The organism is Collinsella aerofaciens, assembly GCF_025289055.1.
In the GTDB taxonomy this organism is placed as follows: domain Bacteria; phylum Actinomycetota; class Coriobacteriia; order Coriobacteriales; family Coriobacteriaceae; genus Collinsella.
In genome coordinates this window covers 155238-168420 of record NZ_JAESIQ010000001.1, presented here as the reverse complement: position 1 = coordinate 168420, position 13183 = coordinate 155238, and the positions used below count along the sequence as shown (strand labels likewise).

Here is a 13183-nt window from a genome sequence, read left to right as displayed (position 1 = left end):
CAGGAGGAAACGTGGACGGATTGAATACGGTTTTGGAGTATCTGACGTCGGTGCCGGCGTGGTATCTGGCGACGAGCGTGGACGGGCAGCCACATGTGCGTCCGTTCTCGTTTGCACAGATTCAGGACGGCAAGCTGTGGTTTGTGACAGCGCGCACTAAAGATGTGTGGCAGGAGCTGCTGCAAAACCAACGCTTTGAGGCCACGAGTTGGTGGCCGGGCCATGGCTGGCTCATCTTGCGCGGGCGTGCCGGCTTGGATGACCGGGCTTTAGACGAAATGCGCGAAGCCGGGTGGAAGCATCTAGAGCGCCTGGGCGAGCACTATGAGGGGCCTAACGACCCCACGCTCGTCTTCTTTAGCGTCGAGGATCCCGAGGCCTTTATCTGCAATCACGACGAATGGGTGCCGGTCGAGCTCTAGCCGGCTGGCTCATCCTAACAACTTGGTTTTCGCATGGGCGGGCCCCGTATTGCCCGGCGCCGTTAGGAGCGCCGGTCGATACGGGGCCCGCTCAATTTGTCAATTCCTTCAAGCGAATGTGTCGGGAATGTTTCAATGCATGAACATACAAGCCATTTACGTGTTCATGCATCTTTTGGTGCTAAAGTTTCAATCCACCTCATAACGACCACTGCGAAATGCGTATCGGTGCATAAATCGCAGACAAGGAGTCTGATATGTCATTGAAGGTTGGAATCGTCGGCGCGGCTGGATATGCCGGAGCCGAGCTCATTCGCCTCGTGCTCGGCCATCCCGAGTTTGAACTTGTTGCCATTACGTCCAACGCCGATGCCGGCCAGCCGTTGTCTGCGGTGTACCCGAGCTTCACCGGCGTAAGCGATCTTGTCTTCACGACGCATGACGCCCCCGAGCTCAAGAACTGCGACGCGGTCTTTTTGGCCGTGCCGCACACGGCTGCCATGGCACAGGTGCCCGCCCTGCTTGCCGCGGGAGTCTCCTGCATTGACCTCTCGGCCGACTATCGCCTGAGCGATCCGGCCACCTTTGAGGCATGGTATGCCGCCGAGCACACGAGCCCCGAGCTACTCAAGACACGTGCCTTCGGCCTGCCCGAGCTGTTCTGCCAGGACTTGGAGACCGCTGCTTCCAGCCATGCCGCCGGAAAGCCCGTTTTGGTCGCCTGCGCCGGCTGCTATCCCACCGCAACGAGCCTTGCTGCCGCTCCTGCCGTGCGTGCGGGCTGGGTGGCAGAGAACGGCCCCGTGATTGTCGATGCCATTAGCGGCGTGACGGGCGCCGGTAAGTCCTGCAACGCCCGCACCCACTTTTGCAGCGCGGACGAGAACCTGGAAGCCTATGGCGTAGGCAAACATCGCCATACGCCCGAGATCGAGCAGATCCTGGGCCTGACCGACCGCGTCGTCTTTACTCCACACTTGGCACCGCTCAAGCGCGGCCTGCTTTCCACGGTGACGCTGCCGCTTGCGCCGCAGGCTCTCGACACGTTGACCCTTGAGGACGTCGTAGACCATTACAAGAAGTTCTATGCCGGTCGTACCTTTGTGTGCGTGCTCGATGCCGGCCAGCAGCCCAAGACGGCTTCGGTCGTCGGCACCAACGTTGCCCAGATTGGCCTCGCGCTCAACAAGCGCGCGGGTGTGCTGGTGGCGACGGGCGCCATCGACAATCTGTGCAAGGGCGCTGCGGGCCAAGCGGTCCAGTGCGTCAATATCGTCTTTGGCTTTGACGAGCGACGAGGCTTGCCCACAGTGGCGTGCCCGGTGTAGCACATTCGATTGTTAACGATTTGGTAGTCGGGCATCGAGTGGGGCGCCACTCTTAAGCTGGTCTCATGATCACGACTGGCATGGCGCACCAACCGATGTCCGTTTTTGTTTGATATAAGGAGTCGTAGGGACGATGAACACCGACCTGTTTGATATCAAGATTCGCGCCGTCGAGGGCGGCGTAACGGCGGCGGCTGGTTTTAAGGCTGCAGGCATCCACGCTGGGTTCCGCAAGAACCCCGAGCGTCTGGATTACGCGCTCGTCGTGCCCGATAAACCCTGTCCCGGTGCCGGCGTGTTTACCACCAACCGCTTTTGCGCGGCGCCCGTGCAGGTGAGCCGTGCCAACCTGGGCGGTGCGGACAAGGGCTACGGTATCATCGCTGGTGTTTCAATCAACTCCGGCAACGCGAACGCCGCCACGGGCGAGACCGGCCTTGCCTGCGCGCGCGAGACCTGCAACATCGCATCGCAGGTTATCGTCTGTGAGCCCCAGCAGATTCTGGTTGCCTCCACGGGTGTGATTGGCCAGATTCTGCCGATCGACACGTTTGAGACCGCCATTCCTGCTGCCTACGAGGCGCTCTCAGCCCACGGTGGCGCCGATGCCGCTCGCGCCATCATGACGACCGACACGCACTCCAAGGAGTACGCCGTGTCCTACGTCAGTGAGGCCGCGGGTCATGCGGGCAATGTCTATACGGTAGGCGGAATGTGCAAGGGCTCGGGCATGATCATGCCCAACATGGCCACCATGATTGCAGTTATCACCACCGATGCCCCCGTCGAGCCTGCGGCACTTCATGCCCTGCTGCTCTCGAACGTCAAGCAGACCTTTAACAAGGTAACGGTCGATTCCGACACCTCGACCAACGACACCTGCATCATGCTTGCCTCCGGCGCCGCTGCCGCAGATGCCGAGCCTATCGTCGAGGGCTCCGATGCCTTTGGCGAGTTGGCATTTGCCGTGCACGAGGTGTGCGAGAGCCTGGCGCGCAATATCGCCGCCGATGGTGAGGGCGCATCCAAGCTTGTTACGGTCAACGTTACCGGCGCCGTGAACGACGAGGAAGCCGATATCGCCGCCCGTGCCGTTGCCAACTCGCCGCTCGTTAAGACCTGCATCGCCGGCCACGACTGCAACTGGGGTCGCGTTGCCATGGCGCTTGGCAAGTGCGGCGTGAAGTTTAATCAGGAAGACGTTTCCATCGACATGATGGGCATGCCTGTCTGTCGCGACGGTCTGACTGTTCCCTTTGACGAGGACGAGGCTCTACGACGTTTCGAGGCGTCCGAGATCGTGGTCTCGGCCGACCTGGGCGCAGGCGACGCGGCAACGACCGTGTGGACCTGCGACCTCACGCACGAGTACATCTCCATTAACGGTGATTACCGTTCCTAGAGTCCCGATGTGCCGCGCGTCCCGCTGCAATCGCGGGCAACGAGGTGCGGCGCGATAGCTACACGAAAGACGAGGCAGACTATGAAGTTCGCACGCGATTGCCGCTCGAACGAATCCAACGAAGTTACCGCGCAGCTGCTGTTCGAGGCGCTGCCATGGATTAAGAACCTGACCGGTAAGACGGTCGTTATCAAGTACGGCGGTGCCGCCATGGTCGACGAGCAACTGCGTCGTGACGTGATGAGCGACATCGTCTTGCTCAAGATTATCGGCATGCGTCCTGTTATCGTCCACGGTGGCGGCAAGGCCATCAACGAGGCGCTCAGCCACTACGACATCCCCGTCGAGTTTAAGAACGGCCAGCGCGTGACTACGCCTGCCACCATGGACATCGTGCGCGAGGTACTGGGTGGCAAGGTCAATCAGGAGCTGGTCGCGGCGCTCAACCACCACGGCAACCTGGCCGTGGGCGTGTCCGGCAGCGACGCCGGCACCCTTATCGCCGAGCCACTCGACCCAGAGCTCGGCCGCGTAGGCAAGGTCACGCACGTCAACACCGACTATATCGAGCGTTTGCTCGACAGCGAGTACATTCCCGTTATCGCCACGGTCGCGGCGGGGGAGGACGGTGGCTTCTTCAACATCAACGCCGATACCGCCGCCGGTGCCGTCGCGGCGGCGCTCCACGCGCATAAGGTGATCTTCCTTACCGACGTCGATGGCCTGTATAAGGACTTTAGCGACAAGGATTCGCTCATCTCCAACCTGACGCTCGACGAGGTTAATGAGATGCTCTATGGGGGCGAGGTCGACAAAGGCATGATTCCCAAGCTACGCGCCGCTGTCGATGCGCTTGCCGCCGGTGTGTTCCGAGCCCACATCATCAACGGCACGACGCCGCACTCGCTGCTGCTGGAGCTGCTGACCGATGCTGGCGTCGGTACCGTGATCCACTCCACCGAGACGGCTTACGAGTTCGATACGCACCCGCACCCGCTTTCGACCTTTGCGGCACGCCTGACCGAGAACCTCGACGAGGTCGAGAAGCTCCAGACGGTCTAGCTGACCCGCGGTCGTCGCGTCCCTGCACCCATAACCCTGCGCCGTATGGCGCCCAACGAAAGGCATCCCATGTCACTTGCAACTCAACAATCGCTCGAATCCCATTACGTTATGCATACTTTTGGTCGTTCTCCGGTAGAGTTTGTCGAAGGTCACGGTATGAAGCTCACCGGTGATGACGGCCGTGAGTATCTTGATTTTCTTGCCGGTATCGGTGTGTGCAGCCTTGGCCACGGCAACGCCGCAGTGCTCTCGGCGCTCGAGGCGCAGACCAAAAAGCTCATGCATGTCTCCAATTACTTCTACATCGAGCAGCGTGGACAGGTCGCGGCGCTGCTGTCCAAGCTTGCCAACGACGACGTAGATGGTGCGTGCGTGCTGGCCGATGCCATTGCCGCCGGCGATGAGACCACGGCCGCTGCGCTCGGTGCCCCGGCTGCGGACGAGCAGGTGTGGGAGACGTTCTTTGCCAATTCTGGTGCCGAAGCCAACGAGGGCTCGATGAAGCTCGCGCGTCTGTACGCCAAGCGTGCTGGTAACGGCGGCAACACCATCGTATGCATGCGCGGCGGCTTCCACGGCCGTACACTCGAGACCATTGCGGCCACCATGCAGGATTGGCTACAGGACAGCTTCCGTCCGCTGCCGGGCGGTTTTGTGGCCTGCACGCCCAACGATGTCGACGAACTGCGCGCAATCTTTAAGCAGCTGGGAAGCGAGGTCTGCGCCGTCATGCTCGAGCCGATTCAGGGTGAGAGCGGTGTGCACCCCATGACCGAGGAGTTTATGGCGGCGGCGCGCGACTTGGCACACGAGGTGGGCGCCGTTCTTATCGCCGACGAGGTCCAGTGTGGCATCTTCCGCTCCGGCAAGCCGTTTGCATTCCAGACCTATGGCGTGGAGCCCGACATTATGAGCCTTGCCAAGGGCATTGCCGATGGCGTGCCCATGGGTGCCGTGGTGGCAAAGAAAGAGATTGCCGACGTGTTTAAGCCGGGTGACCACGGCTCGACCTTTGGCGGTAGCTGCTTGGCTGTCGCGGCGTGCGCTGCGACGCTCTCCGCGCTCGTGCGCGGCGACTACGCTGAGCATGCCGCCAAGGTGGGTGCTTATATGGAGCAGGCGCTGGCTAAGCTTCCGCACGTGGTAGAGGTGCGTGGCCGTGGCCTGATGCTCGGCTGCGATCTGGACGATACCGCGGGTGATGCACACGACGTTGTGGCCCGTGCATTGGGGGCTGGTGCCGTGATTAACGCTACGGGTGCCCATACGCTGCGTTTCCTGCCGCCGCTCGTCTGCGAGGAAGCCGACGTGGACAACCTGATCGAGATTTTGTCGGACGTTTTGGCGTAGCGAGAGTAAAACATAGCCAGTTTGAACGGGTTCCAGATCGTCGGTGCGTCATTTGATGCATGGTTGGACGGTCTGGAACCCTTTTTGCTATAAATCTGCAATGGCCAGGAGAGCCTTTGGACAAAAATGCCAAATATGAGTACTGTCACCAGTTGAATGTCATATTTGGCATTTTTGGCCACGGCCTTCGTGGCAGACGTGTTGGTGGGTCGAATCCCATGCGCCGGGCCAAACAAAAACGGTCCCCTTTCGAGGACCGTTTCCAATTCAATGGTGGGCGATGAGGGATTCGAACCCCCAGCCTTGTGCGTGTAAAGCACCTGCGCTAACCGTTGCGCCAATCGCCCGTGCGGAGAGAGTATAGCAAAACAATCGCCCCATTCACCTCATATCCATTAAAGGTAACTGGCGCGTGTCGGCGCGGAGCTGATTCAGTTGAGATTGCCTGAACATTCCGTCCCTCTTTACGCCCTCGGGTATACTCAAAAGCTACTGATTCGATTTGATACCCAGCAACAGCAGAGGGGATAGTATATGTGCGGTTTTGTCGGTTTTGTCGGTGGGACGGATAACCAATCCGAGGTGCTCACCAAGATGATGGACCGCATCGTCCATCGTGGTCCCGACATGGGCGGCCAGTTTATCGACGGCCGCGTTGCCCTGGGCTTCCGCCGCCTGTCGATCCTCGACCTGACCGAGGCCGGCGCTCAGCCCATGGCCAATGAGGACGGCAGCGTCGTCATCGTCTTCAACGGCGAGATCTACAACTTCCAGGAGCTCCGTTCCGAGCTCGAGGCCAAGGGCTATAAGTTCCACTGCGGCGCCGACACCGAGAGCCTCCTGCACGGCTACGAAGAGTGGGGCGAGGCCGTACTCAATCGCTTGCGCGGTATGTACGCCTTCGTCATCTGGGACAAGAAGAAGAACAAGCTCTTTGGCGCCCGCGATATCTTTGGCATCAAGCCGCTCTACTACTATCCCATGGCCGATGCGGGCGACGGCGCGCCGGGTGTGCTCTTTGGCTCTGAGATCAAGAGCTTCCTGGACTATCCGCACTTCCACAAGGCGGTCAACAAAAAGGCCCTGCGTCCGTACATGACGCTGCAGTATTCGGCAACCGAGGAGACCTTCTTCGAGGGCGTCTACAAGCTGCCGCCGGCGCATTACTTTACCGTAGACATCCCGACCGGCAAGATGAACATCGAGCGCTATTGGGATTGCGATTACTCCGCCGTCGAGAAGCCGTTCGAGGAGTACGTCGACGAGCTGGATGAGGTTGTGCACGAGAGCGTCGAGGCCCATCGCATCGCTGATGTTAAGGTCGCTTCCTTCCTCTCCGGCGGCGTCGACTCCAGCTATATTGCCGCTTGCCTTATGCCCGACAAGACCTTCTCGGTGGGCTTCGATTACAAGAACTTTAACGAGACCAACTACGCCAAGGAGCTTTCCGATAAGCTCGGCGTCGAAAACGTTCGCAAGATGATTACCGCCGACGAGTTCTTCGGTGCGCTCGAGGACATCCAGTATCACATGGACGAGCCGCAGTCCAACCTGTCTTCTGTGCCGCTGTGGTTCTTGGCCGAGATGGCCCGCAAGGACGTTACCGTCGTGCTTTCGGGCGAAGGCGCCGACGAGCTCTTTGGTGGCTACGCCTACTACGAGGACACGGTCCCGGTGCGCAAGTACAAAAAGATGGTGCCGCTGCCCATCCGTCGCGCGCTCGGTAACCTGGCGCTGCATATGCCGTACTTCAAGGGACATAACTTCCTGGTCAAGGGTGCCGAGATCCCCGAGAAGTCGTTCCTGGGACAGGCTCTGGTATGGCCGGAGCGCGAGGTCGACGGCGTGCTCAAGCCCGAGTACAACACCGGCGATGGCGCCTTCGAGCTCGCTGCACCCATCTATGCGCGCGTGAAGGGTCAGCCCGAGCTGGTCAAGAAGCAGTACCTGGACATGAACATGTGGCTCCCGGGCGACATTCTGCTCAAGGCCGACAAGATGTGCATGGCACACTCGCTGGAGCTGCGCGTGCCCTTCCTGGACCGCAAAGTCATGGAGTTCGCCGAGCACATTCCCGACCGCTACCGCATCAACGAGAACGGCAACAAACAGGTACTCCGCCACGCTGCCAACAAGTCGCTGCCCGATGAGTGGGCCACCCGTCCCAAGGTGGGCTTCCCAGTACCGATCGTCTACTGGCTGCGCGAGCAAAAGTGGTACGACTACGTCAAGGAGTACTTCACCGCGCCGTGGGCAAGCGAGTTCTTCAATACCGACGAGCTCATGCACCTGCTCGATCTGCACTTTGCGGGCAAGGGCGATTTCCAGCGCAAGATCTATACGCCGCTCGTGTTCCTGGTGTGGTACAAGCGTTTCTTTATCGACGAGGGCCAGCCTTCTGTTAAGGCCGCCTAGTCTCGGCTTACGAATGCCTGTGCGTAACGGCTCCTCCGGGAGCCGTTTTTGCGCGAGCACGTTTCAGTTACTATGAAAACCGTCCCTGCCAAATGGCTGAGAAAGGTGAAAGATGCACCATTCGGATTCCGCGACCGTGACCACGGTCGATACGCTTGCCAAGCTGCTCGATGTGTGCGGCGAGCTGCGTGCTTCGGAGCAGGTTGACGAGCGCGCCGTGACCGGCTGTTCGTTTGATTCGCGCGCGGTTTCGGCGGGTGACGTGTTCTTTTGCAAGGGCGCTGCCTTTAAGCCCGCGTTTTTGAGCATGGCGCTCGATGCGGGCGCCGTCGCATTTGTGTGCGAAGAGTCGCTGGTCGAGTCTCTGGAGCCGCTGGCGCAGGAGAGCGGTGCTGCAATGTTGGTTGTTGATAGCGTACGCACAGCGATGGCGCTGTTGCCGCCCGAGGTCTACGACCGTCCCGACCATGACGTCAAGATCGTGGGCATCACCGGTACCAAGGGAAAGACCACGGCCGCTTTTATGCTCCAGTCCATCATCAAGGCGGCGGGCGAGTCCTGCGGCATGATCGGCTCGGTGAACACCGACGATGGTATCGAGTGCTACGAGAGCACCAACACCACGCCCGAGGCCCCCGAGGTCTGGCGCCATATCGCCAACTGTCGCGCGTCTGGTCGCCAGTCCATGGTCATGGAGGTCTCAAGCCAGGCGCTCAAGTACCAGCGCGTCGAGAACCTGCCGTTTGACGTAGCGTGCTTCCTCAACATCGGGCGTGACCACATCTCGCCGATCGAGCACCCGACCTTCGGGGATTATTTTAAGAGCAAGCTCAGGATCTTTGATCAGGCTAAGACCGCCGTAGTGAATCTGGGCACCGATGAAGTCGAACGCGTGCTGGAGACCGCGTCGACGGCCGAGCGCTTGGTGACCGTTGGCGTCGAGCATCCCGAGGCGAGCCTGTGGGCAAGCGATGTCCGCATGGTCGGCTTCAACATCGAGTTTAACCTGCATGGCATGAGCGCTGACGAGCCCGAGGAGGGGGAGAAGGTCCTGCTGGGTATCGCGGGAGACTTTAACGTGGAAAACGCGCTGGTCGCTATCGCCGCCGCGCGCGAGATGGGTATCGGTATCGATGCCATCAAGAAGGGCCTCTCCAAGCTGCGTGTGCCGGGCCGCATGGAGGTCGTGGAGTCGAAGGATGGCCGCGTGGTTTGCGTTGTTGACTACGCTCACAACCAACTTTCGTTCCGCTCGCTCTTTTCGTCGGTCAAGCGCGCGTTTCCCGCCAGCCCGGTCATTGCGCTGTTTGGTGCCGCTGGAGGCAAGGCACAGGAGCGCCGTGAGCAGCTTCCGCGCGAGGCCGCACCATATTCTGATCTGCTGATCTTTACCAACGAGGATCCGGCTCACGAGGACCCGATGAAGGTCTGTCGCGAGCTTGCCGAGCATGTTCCCGACGATACCCCAAACAAGATCATCCTCGATCGCGAGGCTGCTGTGCACGAGGCGTTCAAGGCGGCGCGTGAGGAATACGTCAGCCCCGATGCGCCCACCATCGTCTTGCTGTTGGCAAAGGGCGACGAGGAGCTCATGCACGTGGGCGATGAGTTCGTGCCCATCGAGAGCGATCTTTCGCTTGCCAACCGTTTAATCGATGTTACCCAGTTTGACTAATGAACTGCGATGAGGGCGGCGTCCTGAGCGCGCTGCCGTTGCAAGCGCGTTTCCCCTCAAGCGAGGCGCGCCGCCTAAGACCAGAAGCCCCTTCTACGTAATGGAGTGACCATGTCCCACAATACCCTGCCGACCGTCGCTGAGCTTTCGGGCGAGATGCGCGAGCGTCTTGCCAAGGTTAAGTACGTCTTTACCGACCTGGACGCCACGATGCTCGCACCCGGCTCGTGCGTGCTGCGCGACAACGACGGCAACCCCTCGACCAAGCTCGTCGAGGCTGTCGTGGCACTTGCCCGCGCCGGCATACAGGTGGTTCCCACCTCGGGCCGCAACCGCACCATGATCCACGAGGATGCGCGCGTGCTCGGCCTCAACTCCTACATCGGCGAGATGGGTGGTCTGGTCATGTACGACCTCAAGGCCAACGATTGGGAGTACCTGACCGGCGATATGCCCTACGACCCCGCCTGCGACCTCACGCCGCATCAGGTGATCGAGCAGACCGGCGTGTGCGAGAAGATTCTCGCCCGCTGGCCGCATAAGATCGAGTACCACAACGACATGTCGACTGGCTACAAGTACCGCGAGGTCACCGTCGGCATGCGCGGCGATGTGCCCGACGACGAGGTCCAGGCCATTCTTGATGAGGCCGGCTGCGGCCTGGTCTGGGCCTGCAACGGCCATCTGACCCATCTGTCCAAACCGACGACGCTCGAGCTCGAACGCGTCGAGGATGGCCGCGCGTTTAACATCAATCCCGCCGGCCTCAACAAGGGCGTTGCCATCGCACGTTTCTGTGAGCACCTGGGTATCGAGCGCGAGGAGACGCTGGCGCTCGGCGATTCCGAGTCCGACTTCTACATGGCTGACCACGTGGGCACGTTCTGCCTGGTCGAGAACGGTTTGACCAGCGCCGGCGCGCCCGAGTTCCTGGATGTTTGCGATAACGCCTACGTCACGCGCGGCAAGATTGTCGATGGCTGGGCGGCAACGGCAGAGCTGCTCGTCGCGGCCCGTTCGTAGTGCGGTCCTATCGCGCTGAGCCATATCTTTTCGAGAGAGAATCTGGTGAGGTAATGTCCGATATCGAGAATCCGGCAGGCGACACGCGCCCGATTGGCGTGTTCGATTCTGGTCTGGGCGGTCTGACGGTTGCACGCGCCATCGCAACGGCGTTGCCGCACGAGTCCGTCTACTACTTTGGCGACACCAAGCGCTGCCCCTACGGCACCCGCACCGAGGACGAGGTGCGCTCGTTTGCACTGCAGGCGGGCCGCTGGCTGTCGAAGCACGACGTCAAGATCATGGTCATCGCCTGCAATACGGCGACCGCTGCGGCCTTGCGTTTGGCCCAGCAGGTGCTCGACGTCCCCGTCATCGGTGTGATCGCACCGGGCGCACGCGCGGCAATCAACAGCACCCGCACGCGCCGGGTGGGCGTGCTCGCCACCAACCTCACCATTCGCTCAGGTGCTTACACGCGTGCCATTCAGGACCTGGATGCCGGCGTCGACGTATACGGCTGCCCTGCCTCGAGTTTTGTCGAGGTCGTTGAGCACGAGCTCGCCTCGGGTGCGCATCTGCAAGAGCAGTGGCTCGAGAACGAGGACATCTTTGATACGCCTGCCGTACGCGCGCTGGTCGGTGCCACGGTTGAACCGCTGCGCGACCACGGCATCGATACCGTGGTGCTCGGCTGCACGCATTTTCCGCTGCTCGTGGGGCCTATTCGCCATGCACTGGGTCCCGGAGTGCGCGTGGTGAGCTCCGCCGAGGAGACCACGCGTGAGCTGACCGATATTCTCACGCGCCGCGAGCAGCTGGCGGGCGACGCAGCCGAGCCGCAGCATCGTTTTGCAACGACGGCCGATAACATTGCCGAGTTTGCGGTGGCGGGCAGCTTTATCTTTGGTCAGCCGCTCAAGAGCATCGAACATATCGATATCGATGAGCTGAAATAGATAAAAGGTCACCGACCAAAAGCTCACGTTCACCTTTTGCCGAAAGGATTTTTCCATGGAGTATATGCAGGCCAATCGCGCCAACGGCCGCGCCGCCGATGAGCTGCGCCCCATCAAGCTTACCCGCGGCGTCATGAAGCACGCCCATGGTTCGTGCCTGGCCGAGTTTGGCGATACGCGCGTGCTGTGCGCCGCCACAATTGAGGAGGGCGTGCCGGGCTGGCGCAAGGGCGCCAAGGCCGGTTGGGTAACGGCGGAGTACGCCATGCTGCCGGCATCGACCGGCAAGCGCTGCAAGCGCGAGCATGCCAACCGCAAGGGTCGCTCCATGGAGATCGAGCGCCTCATCGGCCGCAGCCTGCGTACCGTCGTCAACATGAAGGCGCTCGGCGAGTACACCGTCACCGTCGACTGCGACGTGATTCAGGCAGACGGCGGCACGCGAACGGCGAGCATTACCGGCGCCTGGGTGGCACTGCACGACGCCCTTGCCATGTGGGTCGAGGCGGGTAAGCTCGAGCGCATCCCGCTCACGGGCCAGGTCGCCGCGATTTCCATGGGCGTTGTCGACGGCAACACCCTGCTCGACCTGGATTATTCCGAGGACAGTCACGCCGAGGTCGACATGAACCTTGTCGCCACCGATACCGGCGAGATGATCGAGCTCCAGGGCACTGGCGAGCAGGCGCCCTTCGACCGCAAGCGCCTCAATGCCCTGCTCGATTTGGGCGACAAGGGCATTGCCGAGCTCATCGAGCTCCAGCACCAAGCCCTCGCCTAACCTGCCAAAAAGGGACAGGTTTATTTTGGCAGGTTTTATCTGCGGAAACGCTGAACTGTAAGGCTGCTGCCGCGCGAGGGGAGGGGCTTGAGAGCCTAATTACCTTTTGTGTGGCGTTGTTATAAGAACAAGGAGACCATTCATGGCGCTTGAGAAGATCGACATCGACACCCTCGACCCGGCGGCGACCATCGTCGTGGCAACGGGCAACGCCCATAAGCTCACCGAGATCGAGGCCATTTTGGGCAAGGTTATGCCCGAGGTTCGCTTTGTGGCGCTCGGCCAGCTGGGCGATTTTGAGGACCCCGAGGAAAACGGCACGACGTTTTTGGAGAACGCCATCATCAAGGCCCAGGCTGCGGTGGAGGAGACGGGCCTTATGGCCATTGCCGACGATTCGGGCCTGGTCGTCGACGCGCTGGACGGTGAGCCCGGTGTGTATAGCGCGCGCTACGCGGGCGTTCACGGCGACGATGCCGCCAACAATGCCAAGCTGCTCGTGAATCTGGAGGGCGTGGCCGACGAGGACCGCACTGCGCGCTTTATGAGCGTCGTCGCGCTCATCGACACGGACGGTTTGGTCACCTATGGTGAGGGCGCCTGCGAGGGCGTTATCGCACACGAGGGCCGCGGCGATCACGGCTTTGGCTACGACCCGCTGTTCCTGCCGGTCGACACGCCGGGCAAGACCATGGCCGAGCTGACGACGGATGAGAAGAACGCCATCAGCCATCGATTCCATGCGCTCGAGCACCTATCCGCCAAACTGACGGGCGAGGAGTAG

At 61.0% G+C, this 13183-nt stretch carries 11 protein-coding genes and 1 tRNA gene; 11 read left to right on the top strand and 1 reads right to left on the bottom strand.

Annotated features, from left to right (window positions below):
- Positions 1-11: 11 nt before the first annotated feature.
- The 5 genes from JMJ97_RS00815 (at position 12) to JMJ97_RS00795 (ending at position 5567) form a co-directional block, all read left to right on the top strand.
- Positions 12-422, top strand: coding sequence for a pyridoxamine 5'-phosphate oxidase family protein (locus tag JMJ97_RS00815; RefSeq protein ID WP_099432117.1), 411 nt, complete (start codon positions 12-14; stop codon positions 420-422).
- A 257-nt stretch (positions 423-679) separates the two neighbouring features.
- Positions 680-1750, top strand: coding sequence for an N-acetyl-gamma-glutamyl-phosphate reductase (gene argC / locus JMJ97_RS00810; RefSeq protein WP_260698822.1), 1071 nt, complete (start codon positions 680-682; stop codon positions 1748-1750).
- Positions 1751-1883: 133 nt separating this feature from the next.
- The gene (gene argJ, locus JMJ97_RS00805; RefSeq protein ID WP_260698821.1) at positions 1884-3152 is read left to right on the top strand and encodes a bifunctional glutamate N-acetyltransferase/amino-acid acetyltransferase ArgJ; all 1269 of its coding nucleotides are present in this window, start codon (positions 1884-1886) and stop codon (positions 3150-3152) included.
- A gap of 81 nt (positions 3153-3233) precedes the next feature.
- Complete coding sequence (gene argB / locus JMJ97_RS00800) at positions 3234-4214, top strand: acetylglutamate kinase (RefSeq protein WP_260698820.1); 981 nt, start codon at positions 3234-3236, stop codon at positions 4212-4214.
- Between the two features lie 45 nt (positions 4215-4259).
- Positions 4260-5567: an aspartate aminotransferase family protein gene (locus tag JMJ97_RS00795; RefSeq protein WP_338404612.1), complete on the top strand. Its 1308-nt coding sequence runs from the start codon at positions 4260-4262 to the stop codon at positions 5565-5567.
- 271 nt (positions 5568-5838) lie between these two features.
- Here JMJ97_RS00795 and JMJ97_RS00790 read toward each other — a convergent pair.
- Positions 5839-5914 (bottom strand) — tRNA-Val (locus tag JMJ97_RS00790).
- A gap of 187 nt (positions 5915-6101) precedes the next feature.
- Here JMJ97_RS00790 and asnB point away from each other — a divergent pair.
- The 6 genes from asnB to rdgB all read left to right on the top strand — a co-directional run bounded on the left by asnB (position 6102) and on the right by rdgB (position 13183).
- A complete protein-coding gene (gene asnB, locus JMJ97_RS00785; protein ID WP_260698818.1) occupies positions 6102-7982 on the top strand; it encodes an asparagine synthase (glutamine-hydrolyzing) in 1881 nt (626 codons plus the stop codon).
- 112 nt (positions 7983-8094) lie between these two features.
- Positions 8095-9657 (top strand): Mur ligase family protein, encoded by a 1563-nt coding sequence (locus JMJ97_RS00780; protein ID WP_260698817.1) that lies wholly within the window; start codon positions 8095-8097, stop codon positions 9655-9657.
- Positions 9658-9768: 111 nt separating this feature from the next.
- Positions 9769-10680 carry an HAD family hydrolase gene (locus JMJ97_RS00775; RefSeq protein WP_260698816.1) on the top strand — a complete coding sequence of 304 codons (912 nt, stop codon included), beginning with the start codon at positions 9769-9771 and terminating at the stop codon, positions 10678-10680.
- Positions 10681-10733: 53 nt separating this feature from the next.
- Positions 10734-11618 (top strand): glutamate racemase, encoded by an 885-nt coding sequence (gene murI, locus JMJ97_RS00770; protein ID WP_035137557.1) that lies wholly within the window; start codon positions 10734-10736, stop codon positions 11616-11618.
- 55 nt (positions 11619-11673) lie between these two features.
- Complete coding sequence (rph, locus tag JMJ97_RS00765) at positions 11674-12399, top strand: ribonuclease PH (protein ID WP_260698815.1); 726 nt, start codon at positions 11674-11676, stop codon at positions 12397-12399.
- A gap of 142 nt (positions 12400-12541) precedes the next feature.
- Positions 12542-13183, top strand: coding sequence for an RdgB/HAM1 family non-canonical purine NTP pyrophosphatase (rdgB, locus tag JMJ97_RS00760; protein ID WP_195624930.1), 642 nt, complete (start codon positions 12542-12544; stop codon positions 13181-13183).